The 16,835-nt window shown below is 66.2% G+C and carries 12 protein-coding genes; 8 read left to right on the forward strand and 4 right to left on the reverse strand.

Features of this window, described 5'->3' with window-relative positions:
• Positions 1 to 3: 3 nt before the first annotated feature.
• On the forward strand, positions 4 to 1,686 hold the full coding sequence (locus tag PLZ73_04330; protein ID HOO77096.1) for a glycosyltransferase family 39 protein: 1,683 nt from the start codon (positions 4 to 6) through the stop codon (positions 1,684 to 1,686).
• Here the strand turns inward: PLZ73_04330 and PLZ73_04335 are convergent.
• Both PLZ73_04335 and PLZ73_04340 read right to left on the reverse strand, forming a co-directional pair.
• On the reverse strand, positions 1,619 to 2,878 hold the full coding sequence (locus tag PLZ73_04335; protein ID HOO77097.1) for an SGNH/GDSL hydrolase family protein: 1,260 nt from the start codon (positions 2,876 to 2,878) through the stop codon (positions 1,619 to 1,621). The genes PLZ73_04330 and PLZ73_04335 overlap by 68 nt on opposite strands.
• Positions 2,875 to 5,157 (reverse strand): GDSL-type esterase/lipase family protein, encoded by a 2,283-nt coding sequence (locus PLZ73_04340; GenBank protein HOO77098.1) that lies wholly within the window; start codon positions 5,155 to 5,157, stop codon positions 2,875 to 2,877. Before PLZ73_04340 ends, PLZ73_04335 begins: the two co-directional genes overlap by 4 nt.
• Positions 5,158 to 5,265: 108 nt before the next feature.
• On the opposite strand from PLZ73_04340, the gene PLZ73_04345 reads away from it, so the two are divergent.
• From PLZ73_04345 to PLZ73_04360, 4 genes are all read left to right on the forward strand, one after another.
• Complete coding sequence (locus PLZ73_04345) at positions 5,266 to 6,492, forward strand: glycosyltransferase family 4 protein (protein ID HOO77099.1); 1,227 nt, start codon at positions 5,266 to 5,268, stop codon at positions 6,490 to 6,492.
• The gene (locus PLZ73_04350) at positions 6,489 to 8,399 is read left to right on the forward strand and encodes a sulfatase (protein HOO77100.1); all 1,911 of its coding nucleotides are present in this window, start codon (positions 6,489 to 6,491) and stop codon (positions 8,397 to 8,399) included. The genes PLZ73_04345 and PLZ73_04350 overlap by 4 nt, the downstream gene beginning before the upstream one ends.
• A gap of 80 nt (positions 8,400 to 8,479) precedes the next feature.
• Positions 8,480 to 10,141: a hypothetical protein gene (locus PLZ73_04355; GenBank protein HOO77101.1), complete on the forward strand. Its 1,662-nt coding sequence runs from the start codon at positions 8,480 to 8,482 to the stop codon at positions 10,139 to 10,141.
• Positions 10,131 to 11,096: a lysylphosphatidylglycerol synthase transmembrane domain-containing protein gene (locus PLZ73_04360; GenBank protein HOO77102.1), complete on the forward strand. Its 966-nt coding sequence runs from the start codon at positions 10,131 to 10,133 to the stop codon at positions 11,094 to 11,096. The genes PLZ73_04355 and PLZ73_04360 overlap by 11 nt, the downstream gene beginning before the upstream one ends.
• Here the strand turns inward: PLZ73_04360 and PLZ73_04365 are convergent.
• Complete coding sequence (locus tag PLZ73_04365) at positions 11,062 to 12,312, reverse strand: hypothetical protein (protein HOO77103.1); 1,251 nt, start codon at positions 12,310 to 12,312, stop codon at positions 11,062 to 11,064. The two genes, PLZ73_04360 and PLZ73_04365, sit on opposite strands and share 35 nt — an antisense overlap.
• Positions 12,313 to 12,467: 155 nt before the next feature.
• On the opposite strand from PLZ73_04365, the gene PLZ73_04370 reads away from it, so the two are divergent.
• Entirely contained in the window at positions 12,468 to 13,208 is a 741-nt protein-coding gene (locus PLZ73_04370) for an acyltransferase (protein HOO77104.1), read from the forward strand.
• The gene (locus PLZ73_04375; GenBank protein HOO77105.1) at positions 13,205 to 14,431 is read left to right on the forward strand and encodes a glycosyltransferase family 4 protein; all 1,227 of its coding nucleotides are present in this window, start codon (positions 13,205 to 13,207) and stop codon (positions 14,429 to 14,431) included. The genes PLZ73_04370 and PLZ73_04375 overlap by 4 nt, the downstream gene beginning before the upstream one ends.
• Here PLZ73_04375 and PLZ73_04380 read toward each other — a convergent pair.
• A complete protein-coding gene (locus tag PLZ73_04380) occupies positions 14,421 to 15,236 on the reverse strand; it encodes an EFR1 family ferrodoxin (protein HOO77106.1) in 816 nt (271 codons plus the stop codon). The two genes, PLZ73_04375 and PLZ73_04380, sit on opposite strands and share 11 nt — an antisense overlap.
• A gap of 159 nt (positions 15,237 to 15,395) precedes the next feature.
• Here PLZ73_04380 and PLZ73_04385 point away from each other — a divergent pair, with 159 nt between their 5' ends.
• Complete coding sequence (locus PLZ73_04385; protein HOO77107.1) at positions 15,396 to 16,835, forward strand: radical SAM protein; 1,440 nt, start codon at positions 15,396 to 15,398, stop codon at positions 16,833 to 16,835.

Below are 16,835 nucleotides of genomic sequence, written 5' to 3' on the forward strand. Positions count from 1 at the left end.
TTCATGAACAGCCGTTCGGCCGCTTTCCTCCTGCTGGCGGCGCTGCTGGCGGCGGCCTTTCCCCGGCTGGTCTCCCTGGCCACCTTCGATTTCATAGACTCCGGGGGCGGCAGCGATTCCGTAACCTACCTGGCCCTGGCGGACAACCTCTCCGCCGGGCGCGGGTACACGGAGTTCGGGCGGCCGCATACCGTCCACCACCCCCTCTATCCGCTGGCCATCGCCGCCGCCCGCTACCTGGTCCCGGGCCCGGCGGCCGCGGCCAAAACCGTTTCCTGCCTCGCCGGCGTTCTGCTGATAGTGCCCGTGTTTTTTCTGGCGGCGTCCATGTTCGGGCTCGGGGCCGGCCTCGTCGCCGGGCTTCTGGCCGCTCTCTGCCCCCTGCTGGTGTACGGATCCGTGGAGACCTTTTCCGAATCGCTCTACACCCTGATGCTCTGGCTGGGGCTCTGGGGCGCCTGGGGCGCCTCTCGGGGGGAGCGTCGGTTCCTCGCCGCCGCCGGAGCCGGAGCCGGTTTCGCCCTGGCTTTTCTCACCCATCCCATGGGGGTCATCTTCGTGCCTTTCTTTGCCGGCTACGTTTTCGCCGCGGGCTGTCGGCGCCGCCGTCCCGGTACGGCGGCGCTTTCCGTCGTGCTGATGGTCCTGGTCTTCGCCGCCTGCGCCCTGCCGTTCTGGGCGCGCCTCCACCGGGTTACCGGCGAATGGCAGTTGAGCGGCAGCAGCCATTACCGGGACTTCGGGCTGCGCTACGAGCAGGGCCGGGGGGTCCCGGAAAGCCGGGTCATCTTCGAGCACATGGAACAGTTGTTCGGGCCCGGCTCACCCGAACCCGCCGGCGGCGGGGAGCGGGAGAGTCTGGGCATGGCGGAACTGATCGTCCGTTACCCCGGCCGGTTCCTGCGCATCGTGGGTTTCAACCTCGAGGACGGATACGCCGAAGCGCTGAAAACCGCCCGGTTCCTCGGGCTCCCCCCCTGGCTTTTCTTCGCGGCGCTGGGGGCCGGGGGGGTGCTGCCGTTGGCGATCCTGGGATACGCGCTGGTCCGGCGCCGGAGAAGGGGGGCGGTCTTCTTCCTCGCCCTGGTCTTTCTTCCCATGGCGGTATTTTTGGTCATGCAGGTGGAACACCGGTATTTCTATCCGTTCATCCCCGGCGCGCTCATTCTCCTCTCCTGGCCCCTGGCTTCCGCGTGGCCGGGCCGTTTCCGGCGTTGGGGAACGCCGGTTCTGGCCGGGTGTCTGCTGGTCTTTGCCGGGGGAAGCGGTTACGTGGTCTGGCGCAAGGCGGTCAAGAAGGGGATACCCTACGAATACCGTCTTCTCGGCGACTGGATGCGGCGCCACCTGCCGGACATGGGGGGGGAGAGGGTCATGATGTTCCGGCTGGGCGTCAGCTACTACGCCGGCTGCGAGTGGAACGTCTTTTACTGGGGCGATTATCCGGGGCTGGTTTCGTATCTGAGCGACCGGGGCATATGGTATCTGGTCATCGACAGCTATAAGCTGCACATGATCCACCCCTCGCTGCGCTTTCTGCTGACGGGTCCCCCCCCTCCCGAGTTCGAAGTGGTCCACGAAACCGAATTCGACGGGCGCCGCGCCCGCCTGCTCCGCTTCAAGGGCCCGGTGCCGGAGCGGGAAGGAGGGGCGCCTGCGGCCGTTCCGGCTTCAGCTCCCGAATAATCCGGTCGGCCAGAGCCCGGGCCACGATCCTCCCTCCCTTGCTGGAGTAATGGGATTTTTTGTAGAGGCGGCTTTTCCCCTTCATCGCCGGGAGGGGGTCGACCACGATGACGCCTTCTTTCTCCAAAGCCTGAAGAATCCGGTAGTGTGCCAATTCCTTGCCTGCTTCCGCCAGCTCGACGTCGTTCTCCTTGGGGATATGGAGCACGATCGGGATCTCCCCGGCCTCCCGGGCCTCCCGGGCGAACTCTTCGAGAATTTTCTGGGCAACGGCCATGGGTTCGCTTTCCGGATCCCAGTAGTGGCGTCCGGGACGGTAGTCCCGCCGGCTCCCTGGGCGGGGGGCTTTCGGGCCGAGAACGGTGTGCAGAAGCCAGAGGAGACGGCTGGTGTAGATCGGAGAATTGGAATAGTTGTCCGGGTTGTACCAGAACTCGTAAGCGGCCAACGGGGAGGAGGGAAGGTCGGCGATGGTATCGGCGACTTGTTCGGGAGGAACGACGGGGGAGTTGAGGAGCTCCAGTTCGTCGTTCTCTCCGAGGTAGAACCGGGGCTTGGAGAAGACCACGCCGGTGCGGCGGCTGTAAAAGATGCGGAAAATATTGACCGCGCGCTGCATGTTTTCCGGCTGGAACCCGAAAACCGCGATATCCGGTCCGTACCGTTTCCCTTCCAAGCGCCAGCGGAGGAACGCCTGCCCCATCCCGTAGGCCGGCACCCCGAAATTGAGGACTTCGGCGTCGATCCCGGCTTGAGCCAGGTCCTGTTCCAGGAACCGGCCCCAGGTCTTCCGAAACGGTTCTTCGTCCCCGTGGGTGAAGGAATCTCCGAAGAGGGCGATGCGCACGACCCCGGCGGGTTTGAGGAGCGAGTATTCCCGGGGCTCGGAACGGATGCCTTGGGCGTTGGAGCGGTAGAGCCCGTTCTGGCTGGAACGGTTAGTCCCGATGGTCCAGCCCAGGAGGGGATCCGCCACCACATAGGCTTCGTTTTCCCGCTCGGCGTAGACCCGGATTTTCTCCCGGGTCAGTTCCGCGGGGAAACGGTAGGGCCGCAGCGGGACGCCCTTGAAATAGGCCTGCCCGTCGATATCGGTTTCCGTCACCAGCCTGGCCGCCAGCTCGCAGAGTCCGAAACCGACGATAAGGGCGAAGCCCAGCAGAGCCAGATTCGCGCCCCGGCGGGGTTTCATGAACCGGCGGCGGAAGGATTAAAGGCCAGACGTCCGGTTACGGGAATGTCGTCCGTCCGACCCAGGTAGCAGCGGCTGACGTTCCGTATCCACCACAACCCCGTGGAACTCCGGAATATCCCGATCTCTCCCGTGCCGTTTCCGCTGAAATCCGCGGGAACCGGCCGATCGGAGGCCGCCCCGAAATAGTGTTTGCCCCCGTCGGCCAGGGCCCAGAGCCCGGTGGAGGGGCGGAAGATCGCCGGCGTCTGCAGACCGGTTCCGGAATAGTTGGAAGGAACCGGAGCGTCGTCCCTGCGCCCGAAATATAATTTGGTGATCCCCTGGATCGCCCACAGACCGGAGCCGGGGCGGAAGACTCCCCTGAACTTGACGTCGACGTAGTCGGGGTGGTAGTAGCCCGGTACGGGAATATCCCCGGCCTGCCCGAAAAAGGAACGGGTCAGGCCCCGGATCAGCCAGAGACCCTGGTCGGGACGGAAGACGGCGGCCTCGCAGGCGTGGTCCCAGCCGTTGTAGTCCCCCGGCACCGGCCAATCCCCCTCGCGCCCGAAGTACAGCCGGCTCACCCCCCGGCTCCACCACAGGCCATCCGCCGGGCGGAAGACGGCGACGTCGGTGGTCCCGTCGCCGTTGAAATCGCCGCAGGCGGGGAGGGCGCCCGGGCCCCCGAAATAAAACCGGCTCAGCCCCCGCAGCACCCACAGGCCGCTGTTTTCGCGGAAGACGGCGATGTCGGAGGTCCGGTCGCCGTCGAAATCGCCGCTGTCTTCATGGGAGTAGTCCGCCGCGCCGGGCGTGGGGATGGGGGAGGGAGAGGGGGAGGGGGAGGGAAAAGGCAGGCCGTCGTTCCAGGCTTCGGCGATCACCTGAGACCCTCCCGTCCAGACCGGGTGGATGCAATCCTCGACCAGAAGGCTCTCCCAGTCCCCATAGTCCCGGAAAGCCTGAAAGGGATCGGCGTAGGCGCAGTCCTTGATGGTGGTGGCGATCCCGATGATGTAGTTGCGCAGGTACTTGGTCCGATCGTAAAGATTGTCCCCGTCGCATCGGGGGATGACGGTGGCGATGACCGGCTCGACCCCTTTATCCCGGGACCGATCGATCATGGCTTCCAGGTTGGTGCTGATGGTTTCGTAGCCGACGCCGTCGCTGATATCGTTGGTTCCCGCCATGATCAGGATGCGGGCGGCCGGGTAGTTGTCGAGGACGTCGTCGATTCCGGGACAGTAGCGGATGGGGTAACCGCCGCCGTGGAGGAGCTGCGCGGTGGTGCAGCCGGGATAGCCGTGGTTGTAGATGGTGTAGTTCGACCCGGGGAACCGCGCTTCCAGAATGTTCTCCAGGATGGGGATATAACACTTGCCCATGGGGGGGCCGTCGGTGCCGTAGGTGATGCTGTTGCCGTAGCCGATATAGGTGGTGGAGAGATCGCCGCGGCGCGCTCCCTCCGCGCCCGCTTCGACCGGGGGAGGGGAGACCGCCCAGGGCCTGAGAGCCCCCGCGGGGGTGAAGATCCAGGTCGTTCCCGGTGGAACCGGTTCGCTCCCCTCTTTCCAACCCCAGGCCGCGGGCGCGGGGAGGGACCGTTCGCTTTTCCCGGGCCGGGTTTGCCAATACGCTCTGCCCCCGGCTACGAAGGGGGAAAACTGATCGGTCTCCGCCGGTTCTTCGGCCGCGGCCCGCGCCGCTCCTGCCGGGTCGCGCCGATAAATCTGGTAGAAGGAACCGTTCCACCCCTGCCAGACCGCGAACATCGTTCCGGCCCGATCCGCGCCCAGGGCCGGATTGACGTTGGGGGAGGTCCGGTTGGAGCTGATCCCGGTTTCCGGGGTGAAACCGTCGCCGTCCCATCTCGACCAGAAGATGCCCGTCCCCGTTTCCCGTTCCGAAGCCCAGGCCACGACCGGGACGTTGCCGGCCATGCCCAGGGCCGGCGTCATGTCCCATCCCCGGGAGGACGAGACCCGCATCGGTTCCGACCAGCTTCCCGGGGCTCCCCGGGCCGCCACGATCGCGGGGGGGGAGTCTCCCTGTTCGGCCGCCCAGACCACCCAGACGGTCCCGTCGGGGGCCGCGGCCACCGCCGGAGCGTGGTTGCGGTCGAAACGGTCCGCGGGGGGGAAAGGGTATTCGACGGCGCCGGCCGGATCCCAGCGTCGGAGGGTGACGGGGTTTCCGGGAAGTTCCCGGGCGACTTCGACGGACCAGGTTTGGGCCGGTGCCCCCCGCCCCGAGAGCGCTAAAAGCAACGCGGCGATCGCGGTCGAACGTTTCATAAGTATCTTGCCTTGTGCCCGCCGGCCGACGGGAATGTTCCGAGAAAAAAATTTATTGTAGTATTATACGGCGTTTTCGCGGTCTACAACAAGGAAAGAGGGAGAGCCGTGCCCCGCAAGAAACTCAGGTTTTGCCTGGTGACCACGTTTTATCCGCCCTTCCACCCGGGCGGCTGCGGTCTCCACGTCTACCACCTCGCCAATCTTCTGGCCGCCGACGGCCATGAGGTGGTCGTGGCCGCGTCGGCCGGCGCCCACGCCGTGAAAATCTCCGAACGCCGGCCGGGCGAATACCCCCACCACCCCGGGGTGCGCGTGGTCAGAGTCGAGGGGGGGAGGGGGGAAGCGTTGGCCACGTACCTGGCCGGCAGGGGGTTGAAGGCTTCCCGGGCCCTGCGCGGAGTGCTGGAACGGGAGCACGACGTCGTTCATTACCACAACATCTCGCTGTTCGGGGGGATCCGCTCCCTGGGGTGGGGTTCCGGGCTCAAGCTCTTTACCCAGCACACCTACTGGCTGCTCTGTCCGTCTCACTACCTGTGGAAGCACGGCCGGGAACCGTGCCGCCGCCCGTCCTGTCTTTCCTGCCTGCTGCGGGCGGGCAAGCCCCCCGCTCCCTGGCGCTGGGGCGGCGGCTGGCGCCGGCTCTTGGAGGGAGTCGATTCCCTGATCATGCCCTGCCGGTACATGCTGGAACGGCACCGCGCCGCGGGCTTCGGGGAAAGAATGGACCGCCTTCCTTACTTCGTGGCCCCGGTCGCCCCGTCTGCGGATGCCGCCCCCGGGCGGGAAGCTCCGCCGGGCCCGTTTTTTCTGCTCGTGACCCGTCTGGAGCGTTACAAGGGGCCCCGATTGGCGGTGGAAGCCTTCATGCGCACCTCGGGCGACGTCGGACTGGTGGTGGTGGGGACGGGCAGCATGGCGGGGGAGCTGCGGGCCCTGGCCGCCGCGGACGGCAGGGTGAAGTTCCTCGATTATGTCGCCCCCCGGGACCTGGAATGGTACTATGCCCATGCGACGGCTCTGCTGGCGCCCTCGCTCTGGCCGGAGATGGGCAACCAGACGGTACTGCAGGCGGCCTCGTGCGGGACGCCCGCGCTCGCTTCCCGCTCCGGGTGTCTCCCGGAACTGGTCGGCGAGCACGGCGCCGGACTGATGTTCGAGGGCCCGGAGGAGTTGACCGAGGCCATGGAACGGATTCGGGATCCGGATCTCCGCCGCCGGCTCGGCGACCGGGCCCGGGCGGCGTTCCGGGCGGAATACACGCCGGAAGTCTTTTTGCGGAGATATTACCGGCTCATCGACGACCTGACGGGAGAGGGGGGAGGGGCATGAAAAACCAACGGATCGTCTCCGCGGGAGCTTTGGCGGCCGCCTGCCTTCTGGCGGTGTCGGTTTTGTCTTCCTGCGGTTCCCCGGAGGGAAGCCGGCCCGATGTCGTTTTCGTCCTTCTCGACGCCCTGCGCCCGGATCACCTGGGGATCTACGGATACGGCGGCGGCACCTCTCCCCGCTTGGACGAGATGGCGCGGTCGGGGGCGGTTTTCCGCAACCACTTCGCCAACGGGACCTATACCCGCGCCTCCGTCCCGACGTATTTTTATTCCCGTTATTACATCAAGTCGCTTTTCCCGGCCGATCGCCGGCTTCCCCTGGAAAGTCCGGAGAACCTTTTCCGGGTTCTGGACCCGCAAGCCCTCTCCCTGGCCGCCCTCTTCAAGGCCAACGGGTACCATACCGTGCTTTTCTCGGCTCATCCCTGGTTCATCAGGGGCCACGAGCTGGTCGGCGATTTCGACGAGTTTTATCGGGTCTCAGGGGCGAAGAGCGCGCACGGCGAAGCGGACGAAGTCGTCAAACGGGTGGAGGAGTGGATCGCCGCCCGCGGCGAGGACCACCGTCCCTATTTCCTCTACATTCACATGATGGACACTCATTTCCCGCACGTCCGCCGCGCCGAGACCGAACGTTTCCTGGAAGGGGTGGATCCCGGGGAACCGGAACGGTTCGACTGGCGGGGTTATTTCCGGGGCCAGGAGATGGGGAAGTGGGGGCTTTGGTGGCTTCCAGGCGACTTCGGGCCGGAGGACAGGCGTTATCTTCATGCCCTCTACGACGGGGACGTGGCTTTCAGCGATTTCTGGGTGGGGAGGCTCGTCGATTTCCTGCAGGCCCGCGGCCGCGCCGACGACACGCTTTTCCTGATCACCGCCGACCACGGGGAGCATCTGGGGGACCACGGCCTGGCCGAACACGGCGGCCCTCCCTGGGATTCCGTTCTTCGGGTCCCCCTGATTCTCCGCTACCCCGCCGGGATCCCCGCCGGAACCGAAGTGAAGAAAATCACCGAGATGGTCGACATTCTCCCCACGCTGGCGGGGCTTCTGAATCTGAAGGTGCCCCCGGGAAAACGCTTCGACGGGAAAGACGCCTTCGCCTCCTCGACCGGCCCCGACTGCGCTTTGGGCCGCGATTTCCTCCGCGACGACAGGTTCAAATACTTTACCGACCCCGACGGCGTCCCCCATCTGTACGACCTCGCCCGCGACCCGAGCGAGGAGACGAACCTGGCTTCGGAACTTCCGGGCGAGGTCGAGCGCCTGACCGCTCTCAAAGCCAAGCTCCTGTTCGCCTCCCGCCGGCGTTACGAGGCGGCGGTCACGACTTCCCCGCCGAACCTTCCCTTCGCCATCTCCGCCGACTTCTTCACGCTTTCCTCCGCTTCCAAGGTTCTGGAGATAAGCCGTTACGGCTACCCTTCGCCGGACGGTGAAATCGCCGCCGCGGCGGACTCCGAACCGGTCTGGATACACAATCGGATCGCGGGCCGCTACTATGTCCTGGGCCGGAACCGGGACCTTCTCCGCCCGCTCCAGGTTTCCTTCGCGGTTCCCGACGGGGAGTACCGGGTGGGGATGGGGGTGTTGAACGCCGCCGATTTCCGGGGCGGCGCCCTCACCCGCTGCCGGGTCGCCGTCGGCCGCGACGATCCGGCCGCGGCCGTCCCCGTCGATCCCGCGAACGAGGCCGACGGATTGGCGGACCTGGGCCCCTGCCGGATCGAGGGGGGGGTCTTCCGCGCCTTTGTCTATCCGGAACCGGCTCCGGACTGGACATCGATTCTGTATTTCGGCTTCGAACCGGTCGGCGCCCCGGGGCGGCCCGCCGCCGCGGGGGGCGAGGACGGGGAAAGTTCCGCCGATCGGGTCGAAAAGATTAAAACCCTGGGCTACATGAACTGAATCGGAAGCGGATTGCGGCCGCCGGCCGGGAGAAGAAGACGATGGAGGGTTGCGGGAGAATTCACGGTTACGAGACGCGGATGACGGCGGCCGCGCTGAGGTTGCTGGGCCTGGCCGACCGCGACCCCCTCTCCCCCACCTTCGCCTGTTTCGATTATCCCTTCTGGCGGAGCAAGACCGCGACGTACGTCAACGCCCGCCTCCAGGAGGCGGTCTACTCCCTGGCGCTGCTCTACCGGGAGGAATTCCCGGGAAACGATTGGCGGGGCCGGCTGGAGATCTTCGAACTGGCGCGCGCGGGGATGCTCTTCTGGTCGGACTTGCAGCACCCGGACGGTTCTTTCGACGAATGGTACCGCGGAGAACACGGCTTTGCCGCCACCGCCTTTTCCGCCTTCGCCGTCTCCCGCGCTTTCGGCCTGTTGGAGCCGGACCTGGACGAGAACTCCCGCGAACGCCTGAAGAAAACTTTCGCCCGCGCCGGGACCTGGCTCTCCCGGCATGACGACCTGGACAAGCTCAACCACGAGGCGGTGGCGGCCGCCGCGCTGTACTCCCTGGGGGAGGCGCTCCAGGTCCCCGGATTCGCCGCCGCCGCCTCCGACAAGGCGCGAAAAGTGCTGGAACGCCAGACCGGGGAAGGCTGGTTCCCCGAGCTGGGGGGGCTGGACAGCGGGTACTCGTTTCTCACCCTGGAGTACCTGGCCCAATGCTGGACCTTCTCCCGCGCACCGGCTCTGGCCGGGGCCCTGGAAAAGGCGCTCGGGTTTCTGCTCGACCTCGTCCAGCCGGACCTGACCACCGGCCGCGAATACAACCTCTGCGGCAATTCCTACGTGTCGCTTCTGGGCGCGGCGATCATGGCCGAATTTTCACCGGCGGCCCGGGAGCTTTTCCTCCAGGGCGCTTCCCGCTCCAACGCTCTCGACCAGCTCGCTCAGGACGACCTCAGCGCCTGCTATCATCTCTACAACGGGCTGCTCTCCGTGCTCCACTATCGGCGCTGGTGCCGTCTCTACGACGAGACCGCGGCCCGGCTCCCCTGTCAGGGCCCCCCCTTCATCCGGGTCTGGCCCGAAGCCGGCTTGGTCGCGGCGCGGACCGGCGCTTATTACGCACTCTGCTCCGCCCGGGCCGGGGGCACGGTCAAGATCTACCCCGATGCCCTCCCCGAGACGCAACTGTGGAAGGACGCGGGTTATCGGTTGACCGCCGGCGGCCGGACGCTGGCCACCGGCGGCTGGTCGCCGGCGGGGCGCCTGGAAGTTCTCTCGGAGACCGCGTTCCGGGTCCGGGCCGGCTTTCGGGAGGTCTCGTATTTCTTCCCCGGCCGCTGGCTGAGGATGATGGTTTCCCTGATCAGCGCGGTCCCGGGCGGTTATCTGCTGATCAAGAAAGGGATGGACCTGGTTCGGAAGCGCAAGAGCGCTTCGCTGCAGCTTTCCCGAGTGTCCGGCGCCCGTTCCCGGGGAGGGCTGACGAGGAAAGTGGAGTTTACCCCTCAAAGCGTCCGGATCGGCGATCTCCTCGAACGCGCGTCCGCGGAACCCCTCCGGGCAGCCGCGGCGGAAATCTCCGTGTATTCCCGGGGGGTGTTGATCGCGCGCCCCGCGGGGGAACCGACGGCGTCCCTGCCCGGAGCGCTGGTCCGCGGCCGGCAGGTTCGCGTCGAAAAAGAGATCGCCTTCCCCGCCGGCGCGTTCACGGTCCGGATCACGGGCGGGGACGTCGATGGGGAGTAGATCGAAACCGTCCGGCCCGCTGTTCCGGGCCCTTCAGATCCTGGTCCTGGCGGCCGTTGCCTTCTTCCTGGGCCGCTATCTTTACCGGCTGGATTGGACTCGGTTCTGGAAGGAGCTGTCGGGAGCTTCTCCCGGGGGCCTGGTTCTTTCCATGGGCCTGACCGTGCTGGGGGGGCTTCTGGTCGCCTGGGGGTGGAGTTTCATCCTGCGGTCCCTGGGCAGCTTCGTCCCCCACCGCGCCGCCGTCCGGATCTACTTTCTCAGCGAGATGGCCAAATACATTCCGGGAAAGATCTGGACCGCGGTCGGCCGGGCGGTGATGCTGGAAAAGTGGTCGGTCCCCAAAACGGTGACCGTCTCCACCGTGGGGATCATGTTGATCGTCCTGGCCGCTTCCGGAGTGGTGGTTGCGCTCCTCTCCCTGCCGTTCTGGCCTTCCCTGGACGCGGCGGGCATATCCACCGGGTTTTTCCCGGTGTTGTTCCTGCTCCTGCCGGCGGCTCTGATCCTGCTGCATCCCCGGGTTTTCGATCCGGTGCTCAACTGGTTCCTGCGCCGGATCGAACGGGTCGACGCGCCCGTGCACCTGCATTACGGCCGGACGGTGCTCTTGGTCCTGTATTGGACCGGACTCTGGCTGATCAAGGGTCTCGCTACCTGGATCCTGCTGGCGGCGATATTTCCGCTTCCCCGGGTGCCCCCGCTCCCCTGGCTCTCACTCTCGGGGGTGATGGCGGTCTCCTGGATCGTCGGAGTCGTCAGTCCCTTCACCCCCGCCGGGCTGGGCATCGCCGAACTGACCATCGCCCTCCTGCTCCCGGCGCTTTTCGGGCTGGACGCTTCGTCCAGCGCCGTTTTCGCGTTTCTCTGCCGGATCTGGGCGGTTATCGCCGATCTGATCTGCGTGGGGCTGTCGGCTGTTATCGGCTCGCGCCGGGTCGGGGGGGGGCGGTAACGGGGGGCGCAACCGTCCCGTTCGTTGCTTCTGCGGGAGGGGGCGCGGGCACGGCGCCGGGCCCCGGGCCCCGCCGCAGAACCCGCACGATCTCTTCCGCGATCAGCCGGTGAGCTTCCGGGTTGGGATGTTTGTCGACGCAGTGAGGCGGTTCTCCCCGGTAGATGGTGTAGAGTTTCCCGAACGCGGCCCGGCGCCCGCGCGGTGGCAGGGGGGGTATCTTTTCCAGGAGCCGCGGCTGGGCGTCGATGATGGGGATGCCCAATTCGGCGAAACGGTCCGGGGGGGGCTGGGGTTCTTCTCCCCAGGGGAGGTTGAGGATATAGGCCTGGCCGCCGTTGGCCCGGGCGAGTTCGGCGATTTCTCCGAAAACGGCGCGTTCTATTTCCCAGTCGTCCCCTCCCGGTTCCGGAACGAGGCCGAGGCGTTTCTTGAGGTTGAAGAGGAACATATTCAAATCGTCGTGGAAATAGAGGGGGAGACCGGCCCGGAAGAAGAAGGAGATGAAATCGGCCGTGCCCGCGGCCGTTTCCCGGAATTCCTCGAAGGGAAGGTCGAAGAGGATGCTCTGAAAGACCGGCCCGTGAACCCGGAGCCCCCCGGGGGTTTCGTAGAAATAGGGGATGGGAGCCGCTCCCAGGAACCCGATCGGCCCCAACGCCCGCTTGGCTCGCTCCACCAGCCACGGCGACCACTGCACGATGACGACTTCCGGTTTCAGGCGCGGGATCAGGGTCCGGGCCCGCAGCAGCATCTGGGTCAGCCCGTAACTGCAGACCCCGGCGTTGACCGTGTCCCATCCGAGCATTTCCCCGGCTTTCCAGATATAGGTGTCCTCTTCGGCCACGGCGTCCCCGTAGGTGAACGAACACCCCAGGGCCATCAGGAGGGGGTGGGTCGCCGCCGCCGACCGGGAGGCGGCGGCGGGGATCCGGCAGCCGTTTTCGTCGCAGAGCGTGGGAATGGGAGGCCCCTCCGAAAAGGTCTGCAGGCCGGATGAAGAGGGGAGGGGGGCGAACCCCAGCGCCTGATCGGGGGCGTGGACGCGCCCCCGCCACCCGCGCACTCCGTTCTTGAGATACTGATAGAGGGGGTAAGCCCGCCGGTAGACCGAGTAGAAATATACCCCTCCCGCGCCGCCGACGGTCACGACCAGTATGAGCACGGACGCGGTGAAGGCGAATATCCAGCGTTTTCTTGGCGAGTATTCGTGCACTTCCCGGCTCCGAAACGCCGTTTCGAGGTACTCCCTCGGGTAACAGTATATATGACGATTCCCTCCCCCGGTCAATGCCCGCGGCGGTCGGGTATTTCTCTGGCCAGGCTCGGCGAGTTTAGTACAATAACCGCACGCGATCTGGAGGCAGGGCCATGGCTGGATATGACGGAGAGGGAACGATACCCCGCTCGAACCGGGCCGGAGCATACCGGGTCCGGGTCTGCGGCCGGGGGGGGTGGGGCTCGTTCGTCGTCCAGGGGACGGTTCTGACCCTTTTTTCCTGCTTCCCCACCGTCTGGGGGAGCCTCTTGCGGCCCCGGGTATACCGGTTGATCCTGGGTGCGGTGGGGGCGGGGTGCTTTCTGGAGAAGAACATCCGTTTCTACCGCCCCTCCCGGGTGCGGTTGGGGGAGCGCGTCTTCGTCGGCGAGGGAGCGTTTTTCGATGTCGGCGGCGGCGGCGAGTCGATCGAAATCGGGTCCGACAGCCACGTTTCCCGGTATGTGTCCATCCGCACCCAGTACGGCCGCGTCGTCGTCGGGTCCCGGGTCAATATCGGCGCCGGGTCCTTTCTCTATGGATACGGAGACATCGAAATCGGCGACGACTGTCTCCTGGCCAACCAGGTGGAAGTGGTGACCGGGGGCCACGAACACGGCCGCCGGGACCTGGCCATGCGTTTCCAGGGACGGCGCCCCACCCGGACCGTGATCGGGAGGGATTGCTGGTTGGGGACCCACGCGGTGGTCCTGGGAGGAGTCTCCCTGGGGGAAGGCTCGATCGTCGGCGCCGGGGCGGTAGTGACCGGCGACATTCCACCCTACAGCATCGCCGTCGGGGTTCCCGCCCGGGTTATCGGAACCCGCGCGTCCGCGGGGGAGACCGGGACATGAGGGTACTGGTCTCAATCTTCGAGGAACTGTATCCCCTCAGCGGGGGCGGTTCGCCGCGCATCTCCAACCTCTGCCGGGCCTTTGCCCGGGGCGGCCACGAGGTGATTGCCGCCGGAGGGTTCGCCGCTTCCGACCGGGAAGTCAGGGAGTACCTGGGCTGCCGGGAGCTGGTCCGGCTCAAGAGCGTCAGCCGCCTCGATCCGGGGAAAATGAAGAAATATCTCACCGCCCACCCGGTCAACCTGGCCCGGGTGGGGCGGGCCGTCCGCCGGCTGGCTCCCGACCTGGTGGTCTCGCATAATACCATCGCCGGTTACGGCGCCCTCCTCGGGGCCGGGATCTCCCGCCGGCGCCCTTTTCTCGTCCTCGACCTGACCGATGTGCTGTTCGAGTACCTGGACGATTACCGGTCCGGCGGTTGGTTGCGGGCGGTTCAGCGGGGGGGACGGCGCCTGGAAACCTCCGCCATTCGGGGTTCGGACCTCATCATCACCATTTCCGACTCCATGAAGGAGATCGTCGAAGGGTACGGGGCTTCGCCGCGACGGATCGAAGTGGTCTGCGACGGGGTGGACCCCGATATTTTCCGGGAGACCGACGAGACCGCCCTGCGAGCCCGCCACGCCCCCGGAGCGGAAGCCGTCGTTCTGTTCCAGGGCGTCATCGATCCCCAGGACGGCCCGGATCTCCTGGCCGCCGCCGCCGAGCGGGTACTCCAACGCCACCCGTCCGCGAAATTCTGGGTCATCGGCGAAGGCTCGGCCATCCCGGGGCTGAAGAAGCTGGTGGGGGAGACGGGGATCGCCGGCAGTTTTTATTTTTCCGGGTGGGTCACCCAGGGGGAAGTCGCCCGCTACCTGAGCGCGGGGGACATCGGACTGGTTATTCTTCCCGATATCCTTTCCGCCCGGGGCCGGGTGACGCTCAAGGAGTTCGAATACTGGGCCTGCGGTCTGTCGGTGGTGGCTCCCCGCCTCCCGGCCCTGGAAGAGGTGATTGCCGAGGAGGAGAACGGTCTTTTTTACCCCCCCGGGGACGCGGAACGGATGGCGGACTGCGTCAACCGCCTGATCGAGGACCCCGGTCTTTCCCGGCGCTTGGCGGTTTCCGGTCAGCGCCTGGTGCGCGAAGAATACCGCTGGGACCGTTTAGCCGACGAGTTCGTCTCCCGCAGCGTGGCCGCGCTCGCCCGCGCCCGATCCGCTCCGGACCTCAGTCGATAAGTCCCGAAGTTTTTCCGGCGGTTTGCTGCACGGCGAGATCGTCGACCCCGATCCCGGCGCAGCGGTACCGCCCGCGCCGGGCGGTCTTCCCCCCGAAGTCGATGGCCCCGACCGGGCAGAAATGGAGGCAGGCCAGGCAGTTTTGGCAACGGTTCCCCCAGACCGGCCGGCCGTTTTCGTAGGAGATATTTTCCACCGGGCAGATCCGCGCGCAGAGGCCGCAGGATGTGCAGGCCGCGGAGACCCGGAACCGCCGCGCCCGGTCCGGGAGCCGCCGCCGCCAGAGCCGGTTGACGGCGGGGCAGAGCACGCTCAGAAAGGCGTTGATGTCGGCGATCTTCGTCTTCCCCTCCCGGATCAGGGCGGCTGCGGCCCGGGTGCGCGCCCGGGCCCGTTCCCGTATCCGTTCCTGTTTGGCGGCCGGGGGGATGTCGTAGAAGGGGGTATAGTTGGCGGGCATGTTCACCGGGTGGCATCCGGCCAGGGATTTTCCCCGCGCGTTCAGCAGTTTTCGCAGTTGGCCGGAGGGGCCTCCGGGGGCTCCTCCCCGGGTGAAAACGGCGACGATCCGCCGCACGTCGTCGAGGTCCGTCTCGGCGGCGAACCGGGCGACCAGTTCGGGCAGGCCCCAGAAATAGAGCGGGAATACCATAAGCAGGGTTTCCGCGCTGAGGCGAGTCGCTCGGGGTCCGACAAAAGCGGTCATGGGCTCCGGGGCCTCGGCTCCCAGATCTTCGGCGAGCCACCGGGCCACGGTCAGGGAGTTTCCCGTCCCCGAGAAAAAACAGAGGGCGTATTCCTTCATTGCGACCTCCAAGGTGCCGGTTGGCTTGAGATTACAGGAAATCGCTGCGGTTGTCACGTTCCTCGCTTCGGGCCGCGTTCCCGGTCCGAGTTCAGGTGGACGAAGCCGGAGCGATATGGTTCAATACCCGTTATCCCGTACCTTGAGGACGACGAGACCGTGAAAGTGCTTATATCCAACCCCCCCTGGCCCGGAGAAGGGTTCGGGGCCCGTTCCGACGTTCGGTGGCCGCACAAACGCAGCGACAAGTTCATCGAATACCCGATCTACCTCGCTTATCTGGTGGCGATCGTCCGCGGCGAAGGCTACGACGTCGAGTTTATCGATGCCGTTCTCGAGGAGCTCTCCATAGCGGATTTCGCCGGCCGGGCCGGCGCGGCGGCGCCGGATATGGTCGTTTTGGAATGTTCCACCCCCTCCATCGATTACGATCTCCGGACCGCCGCCGCCGTGAAAGCCGCCGCCCCCGCGGCCATGGTGGTCCTGATCGGGTCGCACCCCACCGTTTTTCACCGGGAGATCATGGAAGAGAACCCGGAGGTGGACGTCGTCTGCCGGGGAGAATACGATTTCACCGTCCGCGATCTGGCCCGGGCTCGGGCCGGGGGAAAGGGCCTGGAGGAGATCGAGGGGATCACCTGGCGTTCTCCCCGGGGCGTCAGGGTCAACCCCGAGCGGCCGCTGATCGCCGATCTGGACGAGATTCCCTTTCCCGCCCGGGACCTGGTGGCGAGCAAGTATTACCGGCAGGGGACTTTTCGCGGGAAGACGCCGACCACGGTGGTCACGTCCCGGGGATGCCCCTTCGGGTGCACCTACTGCCTTTGGCCGCGAACGCTTTACGGGAGAACGTTCCGGGCCCGGTCCGCCGGGAACGTGGTGGACGAACTCGAGGAATGCGTCCGGCGCTACGGCATCGACGAGGTTTATTTCGACGACGACTCCATGGCCCTGGACCGGGAGCGGATGCTGAAGATATGTTCCCTGATCGTCGAGCGCGGTCTGCGTTTCGAATGGATCGCCCAATGCCGGGTTTCGAGCATGGACGAAGAAGTGCTGCGGGCCATGAAGCGTGCCGGTTGCCGGTATATCCGGTTCGGCGTGGAATCGGGATCGCCCAAGATGCTGCGGCTGATGAAGAAAGGGATCACCACCGAACAGGTCGTCCGGGCCTTTGCCCTGGCCCGGAAGGTGGGGATCAGGACCCAGGCGTTTTTCCTGTTCGGGGTTCCGGGAGAGAATGCGGAGACGATCGAGGAAACGATCCGCTTCGCCAAGCGGCTTCCCGCCGACAGCGCCCAGTTCGCGGTGGTCATCCCCCATCCCGGCACCGAGCTGTACGCTTCCGCCCGAGCCGCCGGCTCCCTGAAGTACACTTCCTGGGAGGATTTCTCTTCCTGTCGCGGCATGATCGAAACCCCCGAACTCTCGCTGGATCAGGTGGAGGCGGCCCGGATTCGGGCGTACAAGGAGTTCTATTTCCGGCCCTCGTTTCTTCTGCGCACCCTGGTCGGAATTCACAGCCTGGATGATCTTAAAAGCGTACTCGCCAGCGCCCGGTCCATCGTCAGCCGGATCGGTTTCTTTCGGCGGGATTGA

This window comes from bacterium, from assembly GCA_035380285.1.
Lineage (GTDB): Bacteria > Auribacterota > Erginobacteria > Erginobacterales > DAOSXE01 > DAOSXE01.